The organism is Rhizobium sp. BR 317 (assembly GCF_047445835.1).
Lineage (GTDB): Bacteria > Pseudomonadota > Alphaproteobacteria > Rhizobiales > Rhizobiaceae > Rhizobium > Rhizobium paranaense.
On record NZ_JARWLB010000005.1, the window covers coordinates 1 to 25,409 of the forward strand.

The following is a 25,409-nucleotide window of genomic DNA, read 5'->3' on the forward strand; positions in this document are numbered from 1 at the left end:
AGCCTTACCGGGCGGTGCTGGAATATGTGGTCATCGAAGGCCGCTCCTACGACGACGCGGCAGAAAAATTCGGCTGCGCGATCGGCACGGTGAAGAGCCGCATCAACCGGGCGCGCCAGCAGCTCGCCGCACAGCTCGATGAGGACTTTAGCTGACATCGCTGACCGCCATCGCGGCGTCACGGGCGTCTTTTTAAACCCAGCCGACATCGTGCGGCTGGGTTTATAGGTTGGCAGAGGTGCGGCACATGTGCATCGCAGCAAAAAACTTCGGCCCGAGGGGTTTACAAGCAGTTCCTTGAATGTGACTCTGCTCATCGAGAGTTGCTTAAGACGCGCGAAGCGTTTGTCTCGCGCGACGGCGGTGTGAGCGCCTAAAGGTAGCGCACCGTTGGATCGGCTCTAACCAAACCAAATCAATTTGAGGCTGAACATGCGTTTTCGCATTGTCTTCGGCTGTCGATGCAGCGCTCCAGCGCGCGGGCATTGATACAAACGCAATTGGGCTTTTGTGATGAGATTCGTTTCAACCGGTATTTTTCTGGGTATTCTCGCAGGTGCTGCCCCGCTTTCGCATAAGGCTTATGCCGGCGACCTCGTGATCTGGTCGCCGGTCAAGGTTGCCCCGCGGACCTATCACGCGACGATCGGCTTTCGGCTGCCCATGGCCTGGGAAATGAGCGCAGGTGCGGATGTCGGCCTCGGGGGCGCGGCAGGTGGAACGATCCTGACCGGCTCCGAACTCGCCACGTTGTGGGGAAGAGCGGTAGACGATCGCAGCAATTTTTCCGGCAATTCGCGCCGGGAAGTGGCGGTACGGGTGGACACGCTGAAGGGCAGCGGAATGATGTACCTTGGTCGCTCTCGAAACTGGATCTTTTCGCAAGATATCGACATGCAAATGTTGCGGTCGTTGAACGTCAGCTATGCGACGACGCAGGCCGTACCAGCCTCCATCACCGCCTCGCAGGCGGCAACGATGATCTTTCCGTGGACCGGAACGTCGATTTCGGCGAGCGGAGAGGTGACCGACGCAAAGGACGCCTTTTCGAGCAGATTTGCCTTCAAGCAGGCGGTCGCCCCCAATCTCAATCTCACCGCGTCACTTACCGATCCGCTGACGTTGACGCCGGCGGGCAATGTGCGGGTCGACTATCGCATCAAGTGGTAACAGGCGTGGACTTCGAGTCCGCCCGGAAATGAAACCCCGGCCCTAAGACGCGGTCAGGCCGGGGTTCTCTTTGTCGCGAACATCTTGGGAGGATTTCCGCCACATCATGTTGTGAGCCCATCAGGCCGTGAAGACATAGACGATCGTAAACGTGCTGGGGTCGACGATTACGATACGACCATCGTCAAGTACGAAGAAGCGATACGACTTGTATTGCGGTACGATTTTGACGATTCGCGGGGGAAGCGCCACGAGCTTGATCGAGTGCGGAATGGTGGCGCCAACGGACACCGTCTTGATTTCCGTCTGCTGGATCGGCTGGGTATGAACTTCCTTGATGACCTGCCGCACCTGGGTTTGCTGCTCGACGGTTATGTTGGTGTTGGAGTTCGTAGACTGGTTGGTATTCGTTTGGGTGGTGCTGCCAGTCTTTGTGGTGTCGGTCGTTCCGCTGTTGTCATTGGTGGATTTGGACTGATCCGTGCCAGTCTGCGTCTTGCCTGATGTTGTCGATTGCTGGGTGTCGATCCTCGTGCCGGATTTCTGTGTTGTGTCGGAGCTTGGCTGTTTCGTTGATGATTTTGCCGTGGGCGACTTCGTGCTCGACCCCTCGGAGGTGCCTTTTTCCATCGTTCCGCCTTGTGTCTTCTTCTCACCGGATCCGCTCTTAGACGTGCCGGTCTTCGGAAGGACAGTCGAATCTTGCGAATCCTGGGCAGTCGCGATGGAATGAGCCACCGGGGAGAGGCTGAGGGCGGCGGACGCCAAGAGAATGTAGAATAGATTGCGAGTCATGTTGAATTCCTTCTAGTGCACTGATGCCGATCGACGACAAAAGCGCCGTTTGCTTCACGACGAGCCGACCATGATGATGTGTCTCCACGGCGCACACGCCGGCCGCGGCGCCAGAGACGCCGGGTTCCGTTTTTAGTTGTGAGAAATGATTGGAGAGCCCTCAGGCTCTCCAACGGTCGATCAGTTGAGCACTCGGATCACTTTCCGCGAGGATGGCTCAACGATTACGCGTTCGTGGTTGACTATCGCGTAGGCGTATTTCGGATTTTCCGGAATCGTTCTTACCCTGACGGTTTCCGGCAAGGGTCGACCGACTACGACTTTCTCTCTGACGACAACCGTGTCCTCGGGCATCGGCTGTTCACGCACATAGGTCACGACCCTCTGTGGCGGCGGATCGATAGCGGTACCGACAATAGCGCCGGCAACACCACCGACTGCGGCTCCTACTGGACCGCCCACGATGGCACCTGTCACTGCGCCGCCTGCGGCGCCGTTAACGGTCGACGACTGTGCGAAGGCGTACCCGCTCGCCAATGCAAGGGAGAGGGCTGCCATACCAAATAGTTTCGTTTTCATTAGATTCTCCTTTGTATTTCCCATTCGTCCGCGGGTAACGGAGCTTTGGCTAAAACAACTGGGAACCGGGTCTGTTCCTGTTTTGAGGCTTCAGTCGGGGTGGGGTGGGACGTTGGTCCCAGGCGGTTCGGACTAAGGTCTCACAACGCTCCGCCTGCTATCGGATCATGGTCGCGGTTGCGGTGGCATGCCACGTCGTTGTCGGGAACAAATGCTGTCAATAGCAGTTCGAATGCCCGCGAGGTGGTCATCCTTGCTAAAGGTGCCGCACGCCTTATGCGGCCATGGAAGCCTGCCGTTGGTGACTGTTCGCCTATGCCGACGGCAGGTTCAACCGCCCGATTTACTGAGGAACCCGGCGAGACCGAACGAGGTCGCGGAACGCGAGGCTTGGGAAGAGGCCGATGTCAAAGGTAAGGCCGAGAAAAAGCCCGGAATTCGGCAGCAACTGCCACCAATCGTGGGTGCTCCTTCATGACACCTTCGCGCGCTAGTGGATTGATCGAGACAAAGGAGTCCGATTTGGGATTCCCATTTTGGCCTGCATATGCGACGATCTTGCATGCGCACAGGTATCACATTTGAGGTTTCCGCTGCCGACCGGGTTCGGCTGAATGCAATCGTTTCAGCGGGCAGTTCGCCGCAAAAGCATGTGTGGCGGGCGAAGATCATCTTGATGAGCGACGAGGGCCTGGGAACGACCGCGATCATGGAGGCGACGGCTAAGTCGAAGACCTGCGTCTGGCGTTGGCAGGAGCGCTTTATGACGGAAGGTGTAGACGGCCTTTTGCGCGACAAGAGCCGGCCGCCCGGCACTGCGCCGCTCAAGGGTGACCTTGTCGACCGCGTTGTTGCTCTGACGCAGGAGCCGCCCACGCAGGAAGCCACACACTGGACGGTTCGTGCCATGGCAAAGGCTGTGGGGATTGCGGCATCCTCAGTCGTCAAGATCTGGCACGAGCATGGTCTCGCACCCCATCGGTGGCGCAGCTTCAAATTATCGAACGACAAGGCTTTCGCCGAGAAGCTTCACGATGTGGTCGGTCTCTACGTCTCGCCGCCTGCCCATGCGATTGTCCTTTCCGTCGATGAGAAAAGTCAGATCCAGGCGCTGGATAGGACGCAGCCGGGTCTTCCCATGAAGAGGGGTCGTGCCGGCACGATGACCCATGATTACAAGCGCCACGGCACCACCACACTTTTCGCTGCCCTGAATGTTCTCGACGGCTCCGTCATCGGTCGCAACATGCAGCGCCACCGGCACCAGGAGTTCATCCGCTTTCTCAACACGATTGAGGCTCAATTGCCGAAGGATAAAGCGGTTCACGTCATCCTGGACAACTATGCCACACACAAACAGCCCAAAGTCCGCGCCTGGTTGGCGCGACATCCACGATGGACCTTCCACTTCGTTCCGACATCATGTTCCTGGTTGAACGCCGTCGAGGGTTTCTTCGCGAAACTCACCCGTCGTCGGCTGAAGAACGGTGTCTTTCATTCGGTCGTTGATCTTCAGGCAGCCATCAACCGCTTTATCAAAGAGCACAACGAAGAACCCAAGCCGTTCGTCTGGAAAGCAGACCCTGACGACATCATCGCTGCCGTCAGACGTGGGCACCAAGTGTTGGAATCAAACCACTAGAAGCGGTCACCAGCTTGTTAGGTTAGACAATCTGTCCGGAAACATGGGGCAAGCCCACTCATGCCGTGTGATGGGAATGTTATGATCTCATCTGCGTCAACATGGCTGATGTTGTATGCAGCAGTTTTGAGGTAGTGCTCCCTCACGATAGATAGTGCCAAGTAATAGCGTGGAAATATCCGAAATGTGGGATTGGTTCCCTATAGTCTTCATTACGTTCAAGGTTCTCGTGTTAGGCACGGGCATGTTCTTCGCCATCAAGTGGCATCACGATCAAGAGAAGAAGAAATAACGAAACCAGCGGACCGCAAGCGCTCGCTGATTAGAGAAGCGCCGTCCATTTAGTCCGCTTAGGGCCAGATGGCGGACGAACGTGTCGGCCGGAACGCGCCGCAGGCGGACCTTCCTTTATAGGCCCGCACATACCGGATACTTGGTTGGGCAACTTGGCACGACGGCAGTCGCCACACGGTGAAACCCTGCAATGTGCCATGAACAGACCTCGGAGGGAACGCTATCCATTACCTCTGGACGTTACACTTTTTGCGTGAACCAGACTGTCGGTGTCCCAACCACTCCTCCACTCTGCATCGCCTTTCGCAACTCTTCCAACCTAGTGAAGGCCTGAGCCGCCTCCAGTGTCGCGAATTCATGTGTCACGGTAACGTCGTTGGGGTTATCGGTGGCTTGATACACTGCCTCCGCTGTTACGCCGTTCGCCTTCTGGATCGCAGAAAACGTGTCGTAGACCTTCCGCCAAGCCTCGTAGTCCGAGACAGCGTGCCTCACGAATAATGTCGTCATGTCATCCTCCCGGTAGCTATTCTATTCGCCATTCGGATGTTCGAATTGGCGTCCACGACGCGGAATTCTGGACTTTCCCGCTACGATTGAACGCATCCGCCGCTGCCTTGGTTTTCCTGAACTCAGCCAAGCGGCCCATGTCGGCGCCTCCATGACCAGTCCAACTCGTTTGGACGGCTGTGGATCGACAAACGTGCGAATGTTTGCACAGCCAACGGGTTCGAACATCTCTTTGCGGCGCGGTGAAGCGAGCCAGTGTTTGACGTCTTTGACGTCATGGTAAGGCCAATATGGTAGGCATCGCGTCCTCCTCTTGTTGCCCCCCGAAATGAAGGGCGAACAGAACACTACGCCTCGCTTGATCACAATAAAATTACTCGAATGGGACGGGGGCGCACTATGCACTAACCCTTATGGGCGCGCCCGGCGTCGACACTATCGATTCTAAACACCCAAACTGCATCAACTCGGACCAGATCGATGGCGGGAATCCTCGAGCCGTTCTTCGGAAATGGTTACGCTATACAATTCGTCCATCATTCAACCTTTCCTTCAGCCGCAAAGCCGCCCGCATGGAAAGGCGGCTGCGGCTCCAGTTCTTTATCGTGCCGATGGTCTTCGTTTGGATACGGCGAGAAGACCTTCGCGCTGCATCTTCTTCCGAGCAGCTTTGCGCTGCCGGCTGATTGCCTGCGCTTTTTCCCGAATGCGGCGTTCGGAGGGTTTTTCGTAAGCCCGCCGCTCCTTCATTTCCCGGAACAGCCCCTCGCGCTGCATCTTTCTTTTCAGCGCTCTGAGCGCCTGTTCGACGTTATTATCTCTGACCAGAACGTGCATTTTGTTCTCCTTGTTGTTGCGTTGGTAGATGTTTGCCGATCAGCCGAGCTGTTCGGCGATTAATTCCTGCAGTTCTCGACGTGTGAGAAGGCAGGGATACGGTTTCCAGTTCTTGTCGGGCCGGTTTACGGCCCCATCGCGCTCGCGCGGCTTCACAGCCGCGGGCGCGGCAGCGATGTTTGGTTTGTTCAATAGAAGTCCTCTACCGACCGTTCGGTCGGCGTAAATGATAAGGAATTACGGGAATGCCATTACGCAAATAAGCGGTCGGCATGTTGGCTGTGGAGTAATGCTCCTGCCATGGTTTCGGCGGCGCATCGGTTTCGGCGCGACACAAATTCGCGCGGCTTCACAGTCGTCACAGCATAAAATGGGTAGTAGGCTAAGGCTTTGCAAGGTGGAGATGGCGCCTCCTCCCGCCTCCACACCCGCCTACAGCCTCATCGCCTCCAGCTCTTTTTGGAGACGGTTCCGTTCGGCAATATGCATCAGTTTCAGTTCTTCAAAGGTCGATAGGAGCCGACGAGCTTGTGACGTGTCGTCTTGGCCTTGCGTAAGTTTGACAATGATTTGCTTTTGCCGAGTGATATGCCTGCGGCCTTCGGCAACGTGCTGCTTCGCCAATTTCAAATGTTGTTCTACAAGTTGCTTATCCATACCCAATTGTACGCCTTGGACGATGTTCATGCATCTGTTTCGTCAATCTCTTCGTGAGCCGAGGAAACGGGAGCATATCGCCCGAGCGTTCTCAAACGCGAAACCGGACCCCAAGGCAGACCTTGGAACCCGTGATCGCATCCGGCTATGTATCTGCCGACAGAAGACACTACCGCCACCGAGGTTGTTTCGGCGGTGCGTTGGCATGTAGTTCATGCAGCGGAGCATGACGGCCTAACAGCTTGACCAGTTTCTTGGTTTCGGCCGCGTCAACGCCGTGCTTCTTGCAATGTTTCTCAACGTCCAGCTCGCGCGGGCCTGGCCTTTTGACCTGTCGGCTTTGCAAACTCTTCATGGCGCATTCCTCCTGGCGGAGAAACGCTCCCAGGACGCTTATTGTTCATAAGTTATTTCCGTCAGGCGCTGGGCTCGTGTTTCGGAATTTCGTGATGGGTCACCGCTTCCGCGATGATCTCTACGACGGCGCGCGGATCGGTGTGCTCGGTTGTTGCGCGGCGCTGGCTTAAGTAGCCTCAAATCGGATAAAATATTGTGTCGAAGGGCTACGCTTCCTTAACTAGGTCACTTCATTCGATATTGTGATTTTCATGGCACAACCAGCTCAAAGGCGAGGTGACCTATGAAAGAACTCTCAGTTTCATCGAAAATTATTGAGTCTGTCTTTTTTAATCCGGACGACGGCCGTCTCTATATTCGTTTCAAGAACGGCGAAGAGCGTCTATTCACAGGCGTTCCGGAAGAGGCCGCCTTGGCTATGGTCGCAGCGTCCTCCCCCGGCCAGCACTATATCGAGCATATCCGTACCCGCTTCGAGCGTGTTGCTTAAAAGAATTCCAGCAAGCCGCGCCGCGGCTCCGTCCGGAATCGCGAGGCATCAATTAACTGGAGCGATTCTGAGATTTCGTGAAAAGCCGAAGCACGCGCGGCGTTTAAAGGCGTGTTGTGGGGCCGCAGCCATGCGGCCTAATCTTCCTTGTTCAGGATCCCGCGAATACTGCGTTATTTCACGCCAAAGGCGGAAAACACGTCACTCTTGGACAGGTATAACCCATGCCTGTCTCAGTGCTCACGCGCAATCTTTGATTGAACATTTGACAGGGCTCACTTCATTAGCATAATGTAAATGAGTGCCTGGAAGAGTGTTCCCGCGGATGGGGGCGCTGTCTGGGAGCAATCGCGTGTGGGGGCTTAAGTTCGGCAATTATTTAATCATTTATGCGTAATATTCGAAACACAACCATTTGGTACTTGTGAAGAGCAGGTGTCTGTATTCGGTCCGTTAAATCCTAAGACGACAGGAGATTGAAAGCGATTACGAAGCCTGAAAGTTCCCAGGACAGGACGGAGACCGGAATGGCAGCCAGTAGCGTCATTAAATTTGACATACCTTTGCCGGCTAGCAGCGCACCTGACGTGCTTTTTTCGTTTTATGACTGCGACTTGAATCTCATTATGTCGTCTGAGAGATTCAGGGCGTTCTACGGCGACGAGAGGACCTCGCAGGCCACGCTTTTCGGAATATATCCGGAGCTGGACGATCCGAGCATGAATATGTTCGCTGAGCAGGCGGGCAATACCGGATGGCTGCGGAATGTGCAGTTCCAAAGACCGGGCGAAGCGCTATGCGATCTGATCATATTCCGACCGGCCAACGGCTTTGCGGTTATTGAAACGAGGAACCCACTTCGGCAGGAGCCGTCGCCGGATGAAGCAGATCGGGCGCTCCTGCTGCATGAAGCCAATCATGATGCCTTGACCGGGCTGCCGAACCGGCGGCAGTTCGCCGCCCGGCTGCGTGACGCTCTGTCAGGCGGAAAGAACGGTATCGCGCTGATGCAGTTGGACCTCGACGAGTTCAAGCCGATCAACGATACGCTGGGTCATGCCGCGGGCGATATCGTCCTGCAGCAAACGGCCGAGCGCATACGTAATGTCCTGGGAGCTGGAGAAACCGCGTACCGTCTGGCGGGCGACGAGTTTGCCGTCATTCAGCTTCGGAATGACCAGCCGGCGGAAGCTGAGCGGCTCGCGGATTCGTTGGTGAACGCTTTCAAAAAACCATTTCTGGTGAATGGTATCGCGGTGTTTTCAGGCGCAAGTATCGGCGTAGCGCTTGCCCCGCGTGATGGCAACGAGGAAGACCAGCTCATGCGTGCCGCCGATATCGCTCTTTACGCCGCAAAAAGTGAGGGAAGAGGCCGCGCGCGAACATTCGAGCCGGCCATGATGATGGTGCTGGAACAGCGGGAGTTGCTGAGGCGAAGCCTGCGCGTGGCGCTACAGCACGGTGAATTTTTTATCGAATATCAGCCACTAATGGATTGTTMCGGTTCCGTCGCGGGCTTCGAGGCGTTGTTGCGGTGGCATCACCCGATGATGGGTATCATTCCACCCTCGGCCTTTATCCCGATGGCAGAAGCCGATGGAATGATGCCGGAAATCGGCCAATGGGTCTTGGAAGAAGCCTGCCGCCAGGCAATGAATTGGCCGTCGCACTGTATGGTCGCGGTCAATCTCTCGCCCGCCGAATTCTTGACCGGAGGCTTTACCGACCGGGTATCGCAGACACTCGATACGATCGGATTTCCGGCTGAGCGCCTTGAACTCGAAATCACCGAAGGTGTTTTGCTCGAGCGCACGATCAACAATCTCGATACGCTGAATACCCTCAACGTCCTCGGCATTCAGATCTCGCTMGATGATTTCGGTACCGAGTATTCGTCCCTCAGTTATCTGAAGAACTTTCCCTTCGACTCCATCAAGATCGACAAGTACTTCATAAAAGATCTGACCAACGACCCTAAGAGCCAGACGATCGTCCGCTTTATCGTCGCTTTGGCGCACGGACTGGGAATGAAGGTCACCGCCGAAGGTGTGGAGGACCAAGCTCAAGCCGCCTGGCTCACCGCTGCCGGCTGCGATCGTTTGCAGGGCTACTTTCTAGGTCGGCCTCTGCCTGCGTCCGACGTCCTGGATTTCCTCCGGCGCAACGATACGGCAAATTGGCAAAGTCACGAAAAATAGGCGATGGAAAATTGGAGGAACAGTTGGGACCTGTTCCGTGAGCATTCGTGAACATGGGAATATCTGCTCTCTGAAAGCGGATGAGATGCTCCAGCACAGTTCCGGGAAAAGCGGTTTTCCGCCCGGGATTGTGAGAACAAATGACAGAGCGGTTCTGTGCATCCATGCGAATCTAACCGCTCCAGATGATAAGGGGATTGGCGTTGAGCGAGCAAAGCGGAGGCCGCACTACATTACCATTTCATCCGATGCTGGAGCTGGAAATGGAAATGGACGTTTTCATGTCCGACTGGCTCCATTGCAATCAGCTTTCAAACTACGTTGCGCGCATGGTGAGCCATGATCGAAGCGATCCGGTTCGGCACGCCAATTTGCTTTCCTCCGCACTGAACGAGCTTTTTGAAATCTCGTTTCGCTCCGGCCGCGCCTCCGGGCGACTTCACTGCAATGTCTCCCGGGGGGATGGCGCGGAGCGGATTGCCCTGACCTTTCCCTGTGCTCCCGCGCAACAGCACCTGTATCGCGACGCAACCGCAAGAGCGTCGAAAGCCGGTGCCTTGCAACGATATCTCGACGCACTCGCCGATGAAAGTTCGGTCTCGGAAGAGGACGTCATTCTGCTCGGCTTGGCGATCAACTACGACGCATCGCTGTCGCTGCAACAGGTGGAGGATCGAGCCCTTACAGTGGTGTTGGACATTCCAGTGGAGGGGTTACTGAATTGAGTTCGCACGAACCGGTTCCGCTGTTTTCGGCTCAGTTCGACCTGAACAGCCAGGAGTTTTCGCTTTCAGGCGTTCTGCGGCCGATATCGCCTGTCGAGATCGCCGAAACGACCGCCCTGCTTGAAAAGAGCATCAACCAAGTCAGAGGCGTTCTCTACATCAATGTCAAACGTCTCATTCATATGAATGCGACGGCGTATCACGCCTTGGCGCGGTTATTGGTCAATGCGAGCCGTAGACGCGGGGACATTCGCTTTGTCGTCGTGACGTCCAGTGTCGTTGGTTGGGCGACAAGGACGTTCCGTCATCTCAGTGCCATCGAACCGAAGATTGCCGTCGAGGCGTATGATGCCGCCTTTTATCCGGGCCAGACCTTTGTCGAAGACCAGAGCTTCATTCCCATCCTGCGGACACAGACAAAAATGACCTGGCGCCACGAACGCGAGATATTGCCGCGTCACGGCATGAGCGCCGGTATCACATTGGCTGACATCTGCTGCGGGATCGGTGATTTCGCCGTATTGGCTTACAAGGAATTCAAACCGGCGAGGATCGTGGCGCTGGATCATTCGGTGGGTAGTCTCGAATACGCCCGCAGGGTCGCTGCCGATTTCGACATCCGCGATATCGAATATACCTTCGGCGACGCATCAGAGATGTTGCTCGAAGATAATCAGTTCGACTTGGTGACCTGCCGCCATTCGCTGCAAATCTTCAATCGGCCCGATATATTGCTGAGGGAACTCTACCGCATCTGCAAGCCGGGCGGCCGCGTATACATAACCAACGAAAAAAACTCTCATTGTCTTGGCGAACCACGAGCGGCAAGCATACAGTGGACCTACAACGAGGTGGCGACGCTGTTCGCCCATTTCGACATGGATGTCGAATTAGGCCCTAAAAGCCGCCGGCTGCTAACGGATGCGGGTTTCGAGGATATCGAGGTGGAAAATTTCATGGTGTCTAACCTCGACGGCGATCCGCAGGATTTTGCCGATGTCATCGCCGCCTGGGAAGATGTCTACGCCGGCGAAATGTCGGTTCGCCGGGGCGATACGCCGGAGTTCATCCAGCGTTTCCGTCAAGGCTTCCAGGATCACATCTTCGCCGCCCTTCATCCGAAGGGTTATGCCGGCTGGCCTATCTGGGCTGCCTCTGGGCGGAAGCCGTTATGAGCAGAAAAATTGGCCGATTTTTCATTCCCGGCATCCGGTCGTTTCGCGCGAAATTTGTCCTCGTGGTTGGCGGGGCCGTCCTTTTCGACCTTCTCGTCAGCGGCGGGTTGGCATTGTGGAACGTGCAACGATTGTCGCGCGACGCCACGTCCGAAGTGGGCCAAGGTCTTGAGAGCGCGAGCCAGGATTATATCAGGTCCTATGCGGACTCGACGGCCGCCCGCGTCGGGCTGCTTCTCAATCAAGTGCATTCCGACGTCAAAACGCTCGCCGGTGTTCTCCAGTCGCAGATAGATCATCCCGACCGAAACAATGCGATCGCCGAGGCGCTGGCGCGTTCCGAACCCGGCGCCAACAACCTCACCTACGATCCAAAAGGCCGGTGGGCCCAGAACCTTCCGGGTTCGACATCCGTCATCAGCGTTTGGGGCTATCTGCTCGACAAAAATCACCAGCCGTTGCCTGATGTGCAAAAAGACATAGAGACCAGCACCGTTGTCGATCTTGTCGCGCCGAACCTGCTGAAGAGCGGCTACCCCAAGCTGCAGATGTATTACATCGGCCCCAAGGACCGCCCGATTTTCAGGACAGTGCCGTATACCGACCAGGCACAGACCTTTGATCGCCTCTATCCGGGTCACAACGACGCCAATTTCTGGGATTTCTTCTTTCCTGGCCTCTACGAATCCTGGCAGCAATGGGGCCGCGAACCGGCTTCGCGCCCTGTTGCGGACGACATTACGCAGACGGCACCCTACACGGACGCGATTACGGGCAAGCTGATTGTCAGCTTCTTCAATCCTCTCTGGTCTCCCGACCGCAAGGACGTTGCCGGCATTGCCGGGGCAGATATCACCTTGGACCAACTGGCCGGAATCGTCGAAAGCGTGAAGGTTGCCGATACCGGTTTCGGCTTCCTGACGATGTCGAATGGCAATGTGGTTGCCATCAATCATGCAGGCGAAAAGATCATCGGCCTGCGCGCGTCGAGCGACACAGGCGACAAGGGTGTGACCGGCGTTGACCGCTCGTTCCACAACAGCACACAAAAGGCGATGGCAACGCTCCCCTTGGATCGCGATGGCGTCATTCAGCATATTATGCTGGACGAACAAGGGGAGAAGATCCCGTATCTGGTTGTCGTCAAACAGATAGCGCCGACGAATCTTTGGGTTTCCGGGCCGGTTCAAAAGGAAGCAATGTCGCTCGGTATCGTGGTGCCGGAGCGGGAGATTTACGCTTCTCTTTTTGCGGCGCAGGACGAAATATCGCGGGCGACAAACCGCATCCTTATCTATCAGGTCCTTGCGATCTCCATATCGCTGATGATCGTCATCGCGGCGGTGTTCGCGGTTTCCAAGCGTATTACCAGCGGTATCAGCGCGCTTGCAGGTGCTGCGCGGCGTATTCAGGCGAAGGATTATTCGGTCAGGGTCGATATCCGCTCGCGCGACGAGGTGGGCCAGGCCGGCGTTGCATTCAACCGCATGGCGGAGGAGATAAGCTTCCACACGGAAAACCTTGAATTGCTTGTGGACGAAAGAACCAAGGAAATCGAGGAGGCGAAAGAGGAAATCTCGGCGCTGAACACGCAGTTGAAGAGCGAGAATGTTCGGCTGGGCGCAGAGCTGGCCGTCGCTCAGCGGATACAGCTCATGGTCTTGCCGCGCCAAAACGAACTTGCCGCCGTCGAACATCTGGAGATCGCCGCGTTCATGCGTCCCGCCGATGAGGTCGGTGGTGATTACTATGACATTCTGCAGGACGGAAAGCGGCTGAAGATCGGGATAGGGGACGTCACCGGCCATGGGCTTGAAAGCGGCGTGCTCATGCTGATGGTTCAGTCTGTCGCGCGTGCCTTGCAGGAGGCCGGGGAGACCGATCCGACGAAGTTCCTGAACGATCTCAACCGCACGATTTACAAGAACATCGAACGCACGAAGACCGACAAACATCTGACCCTTGCCTTTCTCGATTATGATGGCGAGCGCTTGACGCTCTCCGGCCAGCACGAGGATCTGATTGTCGTGAGACAAGGCGGCGAGGTTGAGCGAATAGAAACCTCCGATCTGGGACTTCCCGTGGGGCTCGATCCAGACATTTCCGAATTTGTCGACACGCGAGATGTGGCGTTTAAAAGCGGCGATATCATCGTTCTGCATACCGATGGAGTGACCGAAGCAGAGAACCGAGACGGCGAATTGTATGGAATTGAGCGGCTTTGTGAATCAGCTCGCCATCTTTATGGCGGCACGGCTCAGGACGTCATGAACGGTATCTTGGAAAACCTCATGACTTATATTGGGTCGCAAAAGATTCACGATGACATAACTCTGGTTGTAATGAGGCATAGGTGATAACATGGCGAAGGTCGTGTTTGGGCTCGCAGATCTTGTAGGAGAGAGCAGTGGGGACAGCGCCACTTTTCTCCGATTGCTTGACGGACCGCTCGCTTTGAGCTGGTCCCATTGTTCGATGACATCCGATTTTATCGCTGAGATAACGGCTTTGCGTTACAGGAGCTTACGTCAGGTCTATCATCAGGTGCGCCATGACATTGGTTACGTCGCCAACGAACTTATTGAAAATGCCGTGAAGTTTCGTGTATCCGGGGAAATCGGTATTTCGGCTTCGATAAAGGGGGAACGGTTTCGCATGAGGGTCTCGAATTTTATCGACAACGAAAATGCGCAGCGTTTTCAGCATCTGCTTGCACAGATAACCAATGATAACCCCTCGGACCTCCTCATTCGGCAAATCGAGAAGAACGCGGCGTTGACGTTCGGCACCGAGTCCGGCCTCGGCCTGCTGACGCTGATGAGTGACTATGAAGCTGACTTGGCGTGGACTTTTGATGCGAAACGGCCTGATGGTCCAACTCATCTGCAGACATATGCCTCTTTACCAATCCCTTCCGTCCAAAATGGCTGAGCTTTGACCATGGAAATCAGAGGAGAGGCATTTCGGGTTTGGACTGAGGGACATGTCGTGTTCTTCGACGGTTCCATGCGTTTGGCAGGATCTGAGGCCTATGCTCCGATCTTCCAATTGGCTATGGATCTGCTCGAGAAAAACCCTGAGCGGCTGACGCTCGATCTGACGGGGCTTCAGTTTCTGAACTCGTCGGGCATAAACCTGCTTGCGAAACTGACCATAGAGGCCCGCAAACGCGCCGACGTGCAGATGACGGTGCGCGGTTCCAAACAGATTTCATGGCAGCTAAAATCATTGCCGAATTTGAAGAAGCTTTATCGCGAGCTCGATCTGCGTCTGAGCTAATTTCGCGATGTCTGGCGCGTTCGATTCGGCCCTAGAAGGCCGAATCGTGTAAGCTTTTGATGGCGGATCGCTTGTCGGCAGGGGATTGGTGCCACCTTTCGATGCAAAAGGGTGGTTGCATAAAATCTCGCAGTGATTGAGGATTTGACACCATTAGTCGTCCCGATGTACTTATAAGTTACTAACATACGAAATTCAATTTATCCGACAGCGCCGGTCGGTTGTAGGTTTCCGCATCAGGACGTAGGCCCCACGGCTTGGCGGTTTTGCTCGCAATCGAGATCAATGACTGAGAATTGCATCGCTGGAGGTGTTTCTCACTATGTCCAAGGCTGTTTCCGATCGCGGACTGAGTTTTGCCGCACAAAAGGTCAGCCAAATCGATGTTCCGGACAAGGTGCTCTATTGGGAGTGTTTTGCGCGGATCGTGGACGCTCGCGGCGTTGTGCACAGCGCAAGCGCCTTTGCACCTTATCTCGAATCCTCCATGGCCTCCTTCGATCTCGATGAGCGCATGCTGGATCTCATCCTGTCGCATTTGGCCAGAGATCCAAACCTTGTTCTCGGATGCAACATTTCCGCGGCGAATCTCGCCGCCCCTCATCATTGGAAACAGATTTGTCGGCAGATCGATCGTCATTCCGAACTTGCGCCGCGGCTCGTCCTTGAGATTACGGAGACCTACCCTTTGGTGGCTGAAGGCGTCGGCAGGCTGTCGACAGTTCGCTCACTCGGCTGCAGGGTAGCTATCGACAACTTCGGAGCGGGTATGGCTACGCCTGCACGACTGCTGACGGTCCCGGCCGATATCATCAAGATCGACGCTTCGCTGGTGCGCAATGTGCGGACTTCTCGGAAGGGACAGAGCAGCCTGCATTATCTTGTCGGATTTGCGTCCTGCGTTGCCCCGATCATCGTTGCCGAAGGCATCGAAACGAAAGAGCACCTGGATGCCGCCCGCGACTCGGGGGCGACTCACGTGCAGGGTTTTCTGTTCGGAAAGCCGGCCTCTTTATCGACTCAGTGACCCTGATCCGAAAGCCATTCGTCGAGTTTTTCTCCTTGTGCGTGCCCAATCCGGGCGGCTTTAAAGCTGAGGTAGGGCCGGCTTAGTCGCGCACCCAAAAAACGGCAGCAGATCAATGCAATAGAGGGCGCGTTCCGGGTCGCGTTAACCTTTTGTTAACCATGCCAGCGCTAGACATGATCAACGAAAAATTTACACAGATGACCAAAGTGCTAACAGACGCTCGCTCGATCCGTATCAAAGGCCGTTCCTTCCTGGCCGTCATGCTTTCCCCGGATCTTCCCATCGATGAATGGTTGATCCGGCTGGACGATCTCGCCGCGCGCTCGGCGGGGTTCTTTTTGGGGCGGCCGGTCGTGCTCGACCTGACGGACCTGCCGATTGACCGGTCGCAGTTGAAAGAGCTGCTCACGGAGCTCACCCAGCGCAATGTGAGCATCATGGGTATCGAGGGTGCGCGTCCTTCAATCCTGGGGCAGGGCATGCCTCCTGCGCTCAAGGGCGGTCGGCCGGTTTCCGATATCGAGGTTCCGGTAAGCGAAACCCCGGTGAAGGAACCTGAAGTCGATGTGCGCAGCCGGCCGGCGGCTCCTGAGGTCAGGCCGGCCATGCAATCCATCGTCATCAGGGAGCCGGTGCGTTCGGGGCAATCGGTGATCTTCCCCGAAGGCGATGTCACCGTTATCGGATCGGTCGCTTCGGGTGCGGAGATTATCGCCGGCGGTTCGGTGCACATCTACGGCAGCTTGCGCGGCCGAGCCATGGCAGGGTCGGTCGGAAACGCATCGGCGCGCATTTTCTGCCGAAAGCTCGAGGCCGAGCTGGTGGCGATCGACGGTATTTACAAAATGGCGGAAGACATGGCCCCCAACCTTCGCGGACAGGCTGTTCAGCTCTGGCTCGAAGGCGATGCGATCATGGCAGAGAAACTTATCTGAGCCGGCAGCCGGCCACGACAGAGGAGAGCAAGATGGGGAAAGTCATCGTAGTCACGTCAGGTAAGGGCGGGGTTGGCAAGACGACCTCGACCGCCGCGCTCGGAGCGGCCCTGGCACAGAGAAACGATAAGGTCGTCGTCGTCGATTTTGATGTCGGGCTGCGGAATCTCGACCTGGTCATGGGGGCGGAGCGAAGGGTCGTTTACGATCTGATCAATGTCATCCATGGTGACGCCAAGCTCCCCCAGGCGCTGATCMGTGACAAGCGGTTGGATACGCTGTTCCTGCTGCCGGCCTCGCAAACCCGCGACAAGGACAACTTGACGGCGGAAGGTGTCGAGCGGGTCATCAACGAGTTGAAGCAGCACTTCGATTGGATCATCTGCGACAGCCCCGCAGGGATCGAGCGTGGCGCTACTCTCGCCATGCGCCACGCGGATATGGCGGTGGTCGTCACCAATCCCGAAGTCTCGTCGGTGCGCGATTCGGACCGCATCATCGGCCTGCTGGACGCCAAGACGGCCAAGGCCGAGCGCGGTGAGCGGATCGAAAAGCACCTGCTCCTCACCCGCTATGACGCAACCCGCGCCGAGCGAGGCGACATGCTCAAGGTCGACGACGTTCTGGAGATCCTGTCCATTCCGCTCCTCGGCATCATTCCGGAAAGCACGGATGTTCTGCGGGCGTCCAATATCGGCGCCCCTGTCACACTGGCCGATAGCCGCTGTGCACCCGCGATGGCTTATTTCGATGCCGCGCGCCGGCTTACCGGTGAGGTTCTACCGATCACGATTCCCGGCGAAAAGCGGAACTTTTTCGGTAAGATATTCGGACGGAGGGCGGCATGAACATTTTTCGTCTTTTCGGCAAACAAAGAACCGCACCGGCGGCCCGGGAGCGCTTGCAGGTGCTTCTCGCCCACGAACGGTCGTCGGCGGGCTCGGATCTAGTATCGCTGCTGCGGGAGGAAATCCTCGGCGTGATCGCAAAGCATGTTCAGCTCGACGGCGATAAGGTGCAGGTCAAGATGGATTGCAACGAACACGTTTCGACCCTGGAAATCGACGTCGAAATCCCGCTGCACGCTGTCGTTCAGGCTGCGTGACGAGAGCGGAAGCTACCCGCACGGCGAGCTTAGGGGGTCTGGAACGCGGATAAGATACCATCCGCGTTCCCCGATAGAATGGGCCACATAGCGCCACGAACAGGTGCTGTGTGGCCTCTAAAATTGTAATGAAACAATAATCAGATTGACATGATCTTATGTCTCTTTCACGCTGATGTCATGAACATCGGCTGCGAAAGAGATATGAAATCGTGCTGACATTTGTCATGGCATTTCCAGAGCGACGGACCGCGCGATGACCGCGATGGTGACGTTGCCCGATATCGAAGAGGCAAGGCGGCGCATTGCCGGACACGTTGTCAGCACGCCTTTGCTGCGCTCACAGGCGCTCTCCCGCCAATCCGGCGCGCCCATATTCCTTAAGCTGGAAAACCACCAGAAGACCGGCAGTTTCAAACTTCGCGGAGCCACGAATGCGATCCTCTGCCTGAGCGAGGACGCACGTTCGCGCGGGTTGGCAACCGCTTCCACGGGCAATCACGGCAGAGCGGTCGCACATGCCGCCAGGACATTGGGCGCGCGGGCGACCATCTGCCTGTCGGGGCTTGTTCCTGCCAACAAAGTCGAGGCGATCCGCAGCCTCGGGGCGGAAATCCGCATTGTCGGCCGCTCACAGGATGATGCCATGCGCGAGGTCGAGCGTCTGGTAAGCGAAGAGGGCATGAGCTTTGTGCCGCCCTTCGACGATGCCGGCGTGATCGCTGGCCAGGGAACTATCGGCCTTGAGATCGCGGACAGCATGCCGGATGTGACGCTTGTGCTGGTGCCTCTGTCAGGCGGTGGACTTGCATCGGGCGTCGCCGCCGCGATCAAAGGCAGGCGGCTGCAGGCCCGGGTAATCGGCATATCGATGGAGCGGGGAGCGGCGATGGCAGCTAGCATTGCCGCCGGCGCGCCGCTTGACGTCCAGGAGGTTGAAACTCTGGCGGATTCGTTAGGCGGCGGCATCGGGCTCGACAATCGCCTGACCTTCGCGATGTGCCGCGACCTTCTCGATAATGTGATCCTGCTCAGTGAAAGCGAGATAGCGGAAGGCATCCGCCATGCGGCACTCGTCGAAGGCGAGATCGTCGAGGGAGCGGGTGCAGTCGGTATCGCGGCGCTGCTTGCCGGCAAGATCAGACCGGATGGCCCGACGGCGATCGTCGTCTCCGGCGGCAACATCGATCCGGCACTCCATAGCCAAATCGTCAACGATATCAAATCGGGGGTGGCGTGATGGCGCGCGTACTTGTGCTGACGGAAAGTGATTTGCGCACAATCGTGCAGCTCGATGCCGACGCGGTCGATTGCGTTGAACAAGCTTTCGCGGCCTTGGCGACCAAGGCCGTGGAGATGCCGCCGATCATGCGGCTGGATATCCCCGCCCATCGCGGCGAAGTAGACGTCAAGACGGCCTATGTGCCGGATTTCGACAGTTTCGCGATCAAAGTTAGCCCCGGCTTTTTCAACAATCCATCGCTAGGCCTGCCCAGCACCAACGGATTGATGATGCTGCTGTCGGCGCATACCGGACTGGTCGAGGCGCTTCTGCTCGACAATGGCTATCTGACGGATGTGCGGACGGCCGCCGCAGGCGCCGTTGCCGCTAAACATCTGGCCCGGCCGGATGCCCGGGTCGCCGCGATCCTTGGGGCAGGCATGCAGACGCGCTTGCAGCTCCGCGCATTGACTTTGGTAAGGCCGATCGAGGCCGCCCGTATCTGGGCACGCGATACGGAAAAGGCGAAACGGATTGCCAATGAGCTTACCGCCGAACTCGGTTTTCCGGTTTCGGCTGAGGCCGACGCCGAACGGGCTTGCCGCGGCGCCGACATTATCGTCACCACCACACCGGCGGACATGCCGATCCTTGACGCTGCCTGGCTGGAGCCGGGCCAGCATGTCACCGCCATGGGCTCGGATGCCGAGCACAAGAACGAGATCGATCCGGCGGCGATCCTGCGTGCCGCCCCCTATGTCGCCGATAGCCTGAAGCAGACCCGCCGGCTCGGAGAACTGCATCATGCCATCGCCGCAGGACTGGTCAGAGAAGATGCGGTCTTCCCCGAGCTGGGCGCCATCATCTGCGGCCAGGCGGTCGGCCGTCAGTCAAACCAGGCGATCACCCTTTGCGATCTGACCGGCACCGGCGTGCAGGACACGGCCATTGCCACGCTTGCCCACCGCCGCGCCATCGCTGCCGGTGCGGGACAAGCCATTGAAACGACAAAAGCATCAGGAGATCCAGCGTGAGCGAACCCACCCTCAATTTCACCCGCTCCGAATATGCCGATCGGCTCGCCAAGACGCGGCGCGCCATGGAGAAGGCTGGTGTCGATCTCGTCATCGTGACCGACCCGTCCAATATGCATTGGCTGACGGGCTATGACGGCTGGTCCTTCTATGTGCATCAATGCGTGCTGGTGCCGGGTTCCGGCGAACCGATCTGGTACGGACGCGGCCAGGATGGCAATGGCGCCAAACGCACGGCCTATCTCAGCCACGACAACATCATCGGCTATCCCGATCACTATGTGCAGTCGACCGAGCGCCATCCGATGGATCTGCTCTCCAAGGTCATCGAAGAGCGCGGCTGGGCCAAGGCCTCGATCGCCGTCGAAATGGACAATTACTGGTTCACCGCCGCGGCCTATGCTTCCTTGGTCAAGCATCTGCCGAATGCCCGCTTCAAGGACGCCCAGGGGCTGGTGAACTGGCAGCGCGCCGTCAAGAGCCCGACCGAGCTCGACTACATGCGCAAGGCCGGCCGCATCGTCGAGACCATGCACAAGCGGATCGTCGAAAAGGTCGAGCCGGGCATTCGCAAATCCGATCTCGTCGCCGAAATCTACGATGCCGGCATCCGTGGCGCTGATGGCTTTGGTGGCGACTATGCCGCCATCGTTCCCTTGCTGCCGTCGGGCGCCGATGCCTCCGCGCCGCATCTGACCTGGGACGATAAGCCCATGAGAAGCGGTGAGGGGACCTTCTTCGAGATTGCCGGGTGCTATCGCCGCTATCATTGCCCCCTGTCGCGAACCGTCTTCCTCGGCAAGCCGACCCAAGCCTTTCTGGATGCCGAGAAGGCGACGCTCGAAGGTATGGAGGCTGGTCTTGCCGCCGCCAAGCCCGGCAATGCCTGCGAGGATATCGCCAACGCCTTCTTCGCGGTCCTGAAGAAATACGGGATCGTCAAGGACAACCGCACCGGCTATCCGATCGGCCTGTCCTATCCGCCGGATTGGGGCGAACGGACCATGAGCCTGCGTCCCGGCGACCGCACGGAACTGCAGCCCGGCATGACCTTCCATTTCATGACGGGCCTGTGGCTGGAAGACATGGGGATGGAGATCACGGAAAGCATCGTGATCACGGAGACCGGTGTCGAGTGCCTCTCCAACGTACCCCGCAAACTCGTCGTGAAATGATCCCCGAGATGAACGGCATGACGACGATCACACGCCCATCACCCATAACGCCGACCGTCGATTTCGATCGGGATGGAGTCCAGCACGGTCATCTGCGCCTGCCCTGGTCGCGCGACGATTCCGCCTGGGGCTCGATCATGATCCCGATCTGCGTCGTCAAGAACGGCGATGGCCCGACGGCGCTTTTGACCGGCGCCAACCACGGCGATGAATATGAAGGCCCGGTCGCGCTCTACGATCTCGCCCGGACTCTGAAGGTCGACGAGATCAAGGGGAGGGTGATCATCGTCCCGGCGATGAATTATCCCGCCTTTCAGGCGGGTACCCGCACCTCTCCGGTCGACAAGGGCAATCTCAATCGCAGTTTCCCCGGTCGGCCCGACGGCAGCATGACGGAAAAGATCGCCGATTATTTCACCCGACACCTGCTGCCGCTGGCAGATATCGTGCTMGACTTCCATTCCGGCGGCCGGACTCTCGATTTCCTGCCTTATGCCGCAGCCCATGCGCTGCCGGACAAACGGCAGGAGAAGGCCTGTTTCGATGCGGTTGCCACGTTTTCTGCGCCCTATTCCATGCGGATGATCGAGATCGATGCCGTCGGCATGTACGACACGACCGCCGAGGAGCTGGGCAAGGTTTTTGTGACGACCGAGCTTTCAGGGGGCGGAACCATATCGGCTCGTACGGCTTCCATTGCCAAGCGCGGCGTTCTKAACGTCTTGAAGCAGGCCGGCATCGTTGCCGGCGCGCCGGAAATGGAGCCAACGCAGTGGCTCGATATGCCGTCCTCCGATTGCTTCGTCTTTGCCGAAGCGGACGGGCTTTTCGAACCCGTGAAGGATCTTGGCGACATGGTTGTGGCCGGAGAGATCATCGCCCGTGTGCACTCGATCGGCCGTACCGGGTCCGTGCCCTTTGAACATCGGGCGGCTCTCGACGGTATCCTTGCCGCTCGTCATTTCCCCGGCCTCATCAAGACCGGAGATTGTCTGGCCGTCGTCGCAACGCTGACGGACGGCACCTGAATTGCCGCGTCGCGACAAGGCGGCGCGGATTGAACCCCCATCACGGCAAAGATCCGGAAAACCGGACAGCCGATGACGGTATCCAACCACAGAGGAGTGAACCATGAGATCGAATTTTTACCGCAGCCTCGCCGCCATGAGCCTGACCCTCGGCCTGGCCGTCTCCGCCCATGCCGCCAGCCTCGAGCAGGTCAAGAAAGACGGCTATATCCGCGGCGCCAGCGCCAATGAGGTTCCCTACAGCTACATGGATGAGAGCGGAGCGGCCAAGGGCATCGGTCCGGATGTCGCCGCGGCCGTGCTGAAGTCGATGGGCGTGAAGGAGGTCGATTGGACCGTCACGCCATTCGGATCACTTATTCCCGGCCTGAAGGCCAAGCGCTTCGATTTCGTTGCCGCCGAGCAGAACATCCTGCCGGAGCGCTGCAAGCAGGTGCAATTCACGACGCCAAATTCAAGTTATGGCGAAGGCTTGCTGGTGCCGAAGGGCAATCCGAAGAAGCTGCATTCCTATGAAGACATCAAGAAGGATCCGTCTCTCAAGGTTGCGATTGTATCCGGTGCCGATCAGCTCGACTTTTTCCATGGCCTCGGCATTCCGGACTCTCAGATCGTCATGATCCAGGCCAATGCCGATGCGCTCTCGACCATCCAGACCGGCCGTGCTGATGCCTATGCAGCAACGGAGCTGACGGTCGCCAAACTGGTCCAGGGCGGCACGAATGTCGAGCAGGCAGCGCCCTTCACCGATCCGGTCATCGAAGGCAAATCGGTCAGAAGCTATGGCGGCTTCGATTTCCGTCCTGAGGACAAGGATCTCTACAAGGCGTTCAACACCGCTCTCACCGACTTCAAGAAGACGGATGACTACAAGAAAATCCTGATGTCTTACGGACTTAGCGCCGAAAGCGTCGAGGCTGCGCGAACCAAGAACACGGAAGACCTGTGCGCGGGCAAGTGAGGCTGACGACAACGAGATCGGCTTGGTCTTTGCCCACGGGCGACGGCCGGGCCGATCGGCCCCTTACATCTTGCGGACGGAGGTGACCCGGATATGAGCTGGATGCACTATCTTCCGGCACTGCTGAAAGGCGCAGAGGTGACGGCCATTATCGCCGTCGCATCGATGTTGCTCGGCGCACTCTTTGCCTTCGCGGCCGGCCTTGCAAGGTTCGCCGGCGGACGCCTGCTGTCGTGGATTGCGCTGGTTTACATAGAAATATTCCGGGGCACATCGCTCCTGGTCCAGCTCTTCTGGCTCTACTATGCGCTGCCGCTGATCGGTATCTCCTTCGATCCTATCACGACGGGTATCGCTGGGCTGGCGCTGAACATCGGGGCCTACGGCGCCGAGGTGGTGCGCGGCGCGCTGCAGTCGGTTCCGGACACGCAGCATGAGGCGGCGCGTGCCCTGAACTTCGGGCAGGGGCAGACGCTGTTCCATATCGTCCTGCCCCAAGCCGTGGTGGAGATGATGCCGCCATTCGGTAATCTTGCCGTCCAGAACCTAAAGGACACGGCGCTGGTGTCGCTGATCTCGATCAGCGATCTGACCTTTCAGGCGCAGCAACTGCGCAACATCACCTTGGACAGCGTCAGGATCTATTCGCTGACGCTGATGGGATACTTCATCATGGCGCTTATCCTTGTTGTCTTCATGCGCTGGCTTGAGACGATCCTTCGTCGCGGCCCCGCCTTTCCGGGGAGTGCGCCGGCATGATGTATGGCTTCACCTGGGATACGTCCTCGACGCTCTCCTTCGCGCTGTCGATCCTGCCGATCCTCGGTATCGGATTGATCGTGACGCTGGAGGCGGCGGCGGCCGGATTTGCGATCGCCCTGATCCTCGGCCTGGTGTTCGCGCTGTTGCGGCGCAGCCGCTTCGTGGCGATTTCCTGGCCGACAGCGCTCGTCATCGAATTCCTGCGCGACACGCCGCTGCTCGTCCAGCTCTTCTTCCTCTATTACGTCCTGCCGATTTACGGGATCGTCCTGCCGGCCTTCCTAACGGGAGCGCTGGCGCTCGGCCTGCAATATTCGGCCTACACATCGGAGGTCTATCGCGGCGGCCTGGACGCTGTGCCGCGCGGTCAATGGGAAGCGGCGACGGCGCTTAATCTGGGGCGCGGCATCACCTATCGCGACATCATCATCCCGCAGGCGATCCCGCGCATCATCCCGGCCATGGGCAATTATCTCGTCTCCATGCTCAAGGAGACGCCGGTTCTATCCGTCGTCACCGTGGTCGACATGCTGAATCTGGCCAACCTCATCGGTGATCGGACCTTCGAATATCTGGTGCCGCTGTCTCTCGTCGGCCTGATCTTTCTCATCCTCACGCTCGTCTGCTCGGCGGCCATTCATTGGCTCGAAAAGACACTGCCGAAAAACGGAATTGCTTTGAGATGACCGAATCCCTGATCCGCTTTCACGACGTCACCAAGCGCTATGGCAATTTCACCGTGCTCGATAACTTCTGTTTCGATGTCGCCCCCGGCGAGAAGGTGACGTTGATCGGCCCCTCCGGCTCGGGCAAATCGACGGTGCTGCGTATCCTGATGACGCTCGAACCCTTCCAGGAAGGCACATTGCAGCTTGCCGGCATGTCCTACCATCAGGAGAATGGCAGGGGACGGTTCCGCGCCAGCGAGGCGCATTTGCGCCAGATCCGCACGCATGTCGGCATGGTGTTCCAGAGCTTCAATCTGTTTCCGCACATGACCGTGCTGCGCAACATCGTCGAGGCGCCGACGCGCGTACTCGGATTGGGTCGGGCGGAAGCTGAGTGCCGTGCCGTCGATCTCTTGCGTATGGTCGGTCTTTCCGAGAAGAAAGATCACTATCCGAGCCAGCTTTCCGGCGGCCAGCAGCAGCGTGTCGCAATAGCCCGCGCGCTTGCCATGCGCCCGCGCGTCCTGCTGTTCGACGAGCCGACTTCTGCACTCGATCCGCAGCTTGTCGGCGAAGTGCTCGGCGTTATCCGCGATCTCGCCCATGAGCACGATTTGACGATGTTGCTGGTGACCCATGAAATGCGGTTCGCGCGCGAAGTATCCGATCGTGTCTGCTTCTTCGACAAGGGTCGGATCTGCGAAGAAGGCAAGCCCGAACAGATTTTCAGCACCCCGAAGGAGGATCGCACCAAGGAGTTTTTGCGCTCTGTTCTGTGACT

The 25,409-nt window shown here is 57.7% G+C and carries 28 protein-coding genes and 1 pseudogene; 22 read left to right on the forward strand and 7 right to left on the reverse strand.

What is annotated here, in order from left to right:
- The first annotated feature begins 14 nt into the window (after positions 1–14).
- Positions 15–155 (forward strand): sigma factor-like helix-turn-helix DNA-binding protein, encoded by a 141-nt coding sequence (locus tag QD357_RS09310; RefSeq protein WP_414124334.1) that lies wholly within the window; start codon positions 15–17, stop codon positions 153–155.
- Positions 156–513: 358 nt separating this feature from the next.
- Positions 514–1,170: a hypothetical protein gene (locus tag QD357_RS09315; RefSeq protein ID WP_414124146.1), complete on the forward strand. Its 657-nt coding sequence runs from the start codon at positions 514–516 to the stop codon at positions 1,168–1,170.
- 120 nt (positions 1,171–1,290) lie between these two features.
- Here QD357_RS09315 and QD357_RS09320 read toward each other — a convergent pair whose 3' ends face one another.
- Both QD357_RS09320 and QD357_RS09325 read right to left on the reverse strand, forming a co-directional pair.
- Entirely contained in the window at positions 1,291–1,965 is a 675-nt protein-coding gene (locus QD357_RS09320; protein ID WP_414124147.1) for a DUF1236 domain-containing protein, read from the reverse strand.
- A gap of 180 nt (positions 1,966–2,145) precedes the next feature.
- Complete coding sequence (locus QD357_RS09325; RefSeq protein WP_183941263.1) at positions 2,146–2,544, reverse strand: DUF1236 domain-containing protein; 399 nt, start codon at positions 2,542–2,544, stop codon at positions 2,146–2,148.
- 562 nt (positions 2,545–3,106) lie between these two features.
- Here QD357_RS09325 and QD357_RS09330 point away from each other — a divergent pair.
- Positions 3,107–4,186, forward strand: a complete 1,080-nt coding sequence (locus QD357_RS09330) for an IS630 family transposase (RefSeq protein WP_414124148.1) — start codon at positions 3,107–3,109, stop codon at positions 4,184–4,186.
- A 534-nt stretch (positions 4,187–4,720) separates the two neighbouring features.
- On the opposite strand, the gene QD357_RS09335 is transcribed toward QD357_RS09330, so the two are convergent.
- The 5 genes and pseudogenes from QD357_RS09335 to QD357_RS09355 form a co-directional block, all read right to left on the reverse strand.
- Complete coding sequence (locus tag QD357_RS09335) at positions 4,721–4,990, reverse strand: cyclase (RefSeq protein ID WP_414124149.1); 270 nt, start codon at positions 4,988–4,990, stop codon at positions 4,721–4,723.
- A 16-nt stretch (positions 4,991–5,006) separates the two neighbouring features.
- A pseudogene (locus QD357_RS09340) lies at positions 5,007–5,291 on the reverse strand (hypothetical protein).
- Between the two features lie 299 nt (positions 5,292–5,590).
- Positions 5,591–5,827: a 30S ribosomal protein S21 gene (gene rpsU, locus QD357_RS09345; RefSeq protein ID WP_414124150.1), complete on the reverse strand. Its 237-nt coding sequence runs from the start codon at positions 5,825–5,827 to the stop codon at positions 5,591–5,593.
- A 432-nt stretch (positions 5,828–6,259) separates the two neighbouring features.
- Positions 6,260–6,514: a hypothetical protein gene (locus tag QD357_RS09350; RefSeq protein WP_414124151.1), complete on the reverse strand. Its 255-nt coding sequence runs from the start codon at positions 6,512–6,514 to the stop codon at positions 6,260–6,262.
- Positions 6,515–6,653: 139 nt separating this feature from the next.
- Positions 6,654–6,839 carry a hypothetical protein gene (locus QD357_RS09355; RefSeq protein WP_246451676.1) on the reverse strand — a complete coding sequence of 62 codons (186 nt, stop codon included), beginning with the start codon at positions 6,837–6,839 and terminating at the stop codon, positions 6,654–6,656.
- Positions 6,840–7,124: 285 nt separating this feature from the next.
- Between QD357_RS09355 and QD357_RS09360 the strand changes: the two genes are divergently transcribed.
- From QD357_RS09360 to ehuA, 19 genes are all read left to right on the forward strand, one after another.
- Positions 7,125–7,331, forward strand: a complete 207-nt coding sequence (locus QD357_RS09360; RefSeq protein ID WP_183937764.1) for a KTSC domain-containing protein — start codon at positions 7,125–7,127, stop codon at positions 7,329–7,331.
- Positions 7,332–7,858: 527 nt separating this feature from the next.
- Positions 7,859–9,529 carry a putative bifunctional diguanylate cyclase/phosphodiesterase gene (locus QD357_RS09365; RefSeq protein WP_414124152.1) on the forward strand — a complete coding sequence of 557 codons (1,671 nt, stop codon included), beginning with the start codon at positions 7,859–7,861 and terminating at the stop codon, positions 9,527–9,529.
- A gap of 203 nt (positions 9,530–9,732) precedes the next feature.
- Positions 9,733–10,254 (forward strand): ubiquinone biosynthesis methyltransferase UbiE, encoded by a 522-nt coding sequence (locus QD357_RS09370; RefSeq protein WP_246451187.1) that lies wholly within the window; start codon positions 9,733–9,735, stop codon positions 10,252–10,254.
- The gene (locus QD357_RS09375) at positions 10,251–11,429 is read left to right on the forward strand and encodes a class I SAM-dependent methyltransferase (RefSeq protein ID WP_183937768.1); all 1,179 of its coding nucleotides are present in this window, start codon (positions 10,251–10,253) and stop codon (positions 11,427–11,429) included. The genes QD357_RS09370 and QD357_RS09375 overlap by 4 nt, the downstream gene beginning before the upstream one ends.
- On the forward strand, positions 11,426–13,786 hold the full coding sequence (locus QD357_RS09380; RefSeq protein WP_414124153.1) for a SpoIIE family protein phosphatase: 2,361 nt from the start codon (positions 11,426–11,428) through the stop codon (positions 13,784–13,786). Before QD357_RS09375 ends, QD357_RS09380 begins: the two co-directional genes overlap by 4 nt.
- A gap of 4 nt (positions 13,787–13,790) precedes the next feature.
- Positions 13,791–14,360, forward strand: coding sequence for a slr1658 superfamily regulator (locus QD357_RS09385; protein WP_414124154.1), 570 nt, complete (start codon positions 13,791–13,793; stop codon positions 14,358–14,360).
- 9 nt (positions 14,361–14,369) lie between these two features.
- Positions 14,370–14,708 carry a slr1659 superfamily regulator gene (locus QD357_RS09390; protein ID WP_183937774.1) on the forward strand — a complete coding sequence of 113 codons (339 nt, stop codon included), beginning with the start codon at positions 14,370–14,372 and terminating at the stop codon, positions 14,706–14,708.
- Positions 14,709–15,030: 322 nt separating this feature from the next.
- Positions 15,031–15,735 (forward strand): EAL domain-containing protein, encoded by a 705-nt coding sequence (locus QD357_RS09395; RefSeq protein ID WP_183937776.1) that lies wholly within the window; start codon positions 15,031–15,033, stop codon positions 15,733–15,735.
- 200 nt (positions 15,736–15,935) lie between these two features.
- Entirely contained in the window at positions 15,936–16,673 is a 738-nt protein-coding gene (minC, locus tag QD357_RS09400; RefSeq protein WP_183937778.1) for a septum site-determining protein MinC, read from the forward strand.
- Positions 16,674–16,705: 32 nt separating this feature from the next.
- Positions 16,706–17,521: a septum site-determining protein MinD gene (gene minD / locus QD357_RS09405; protein WP_414124155.1), complete on the forward strand. Its 816-nt coding sequence runs from the start codon at positions 16,706–16,708 to the stop codon at positions 17,519–17,521.
- Positions 17,518–17,778 (forward strand): cell division topological specificity factor MinE, encoded by a 261-nt coding sequence (minE, locus tag QD357_RS09410; RefSeq protein ID WP_028750328.1) that lies wholly within the window; start codon positions 17,518–17,520, stop codon positions 17,776–17,778. Before minD ends, minE begins: the two co-directional genes overlap by 4 nt.
- Positions 17,779–18,034: 256 nt before the next feature.
- Entirely contained in the window at positions 18,035–19,018 is a 984-nt protein-coding gene (gene eutB, locus QD357_RS09415; RefSeq protein ID WP_246451189.1) for a hydroxyectoine utilization dehydratase EutB, read from the forward strand.
- Positions 19,018–20,034 (forward strand): ectoine utilization protein EutC, encoded by a 1,017-nt coding sequence (gene eutC, locus QD357_RS09420; protein WP_183937782.1) that lies wholly within the window; start codon positions 19,018–19,020, stop codon positions 20,032–20,034. Before eutB ends, eutC begins: the two co-directional genes overlap by 1 nt.
- Complete coding sequence (gene doeA / locus QD357_RS09425; RefSeq protein ID WP_183937784.1) at positions 20,031–21,209, forward strand: ectoine hydrolase DoeA; 1,179 nt, start codon at positions 20,031–20,033, stop codon at positions 21,207–21,209. The genes eutC and doeA overlap by 4 nt, the downstream gene beginning before the upstream one ends.
- A gap of 17 nt (positions 21,210–21,226) precedes the next feature.
- Positions 21,227–22,237 (forward strand): N(2)-acetyl-L-2,4-diaminobutanoate deacetylase DoeB, encoded by a 1,011-nt coding sequence (gene doeB / locus QD357_RS09430; RefSeq protein WP_414124156.1) that lies wholly within the window; start codon positions 21,227–21,229, stop codon positions 22,235–22,237.
- 103 nt (positions 22,238–22,340) lie between these two features.
- Positions 22,341–23,198: an ectoine/hydroxyectoine ABC transporter substrate-binding protein EhuB gene (gene ehuB / locus QD357_RS09435; protein WP_183937787.1), complete on the forward strand. Its 858-nt coding sequence runs from the start codon at positions 22,341–22,343 to the stop codon at positions 23,196–23,198.
- A gap of 93 nt (positions 23,199–23,291) precedes the next feature.
- Complete coding sequence (ehuC, locus tag QD357_RS09440; protein WP_183937789.1) at positions 23,292–23,957, forward strand: ectoine/hydroxyectoine ABC transporter permease subunit EhuC; 666 nt, start codon at positions 23,292–23,294, stop codon at positions 23,955–23,957.
- Positions 23,954–24,646: an ectoine/hydroxyectoine ABC transporter permease subunit EhuD gene (ehuD, locus tag QD357_RS09445; RefSeq protein WP_183937791.1), complete on the forward strand. Its 693-nt coding sequence runs from the start codon at positions 23,954–23,956 to the stop codon at positions 24,644–24,646. The genes ehuC and ehuD overlap by 4 nt, the downstream gene beginning before the upstream one ends.
- Positions 24,643–25,407: an ectoine/hydroxyectoine ABC transporter ATP-binding protein EhuA gene (gene ehuA, locus QD357_RS09450; protein WP_183937792.1), complete on the forward strand. Its 765-nt coding sequence runs from the start codon at positions 24,643–24,645 to the stop codon at positions 25,405–25,407. The genes ehuD and ehuA overlap by 4 nt, the downstream gene beginning before the upstream one ends.
- Positions 25,408–25,409: the final 2 nt, after the last annotated feature.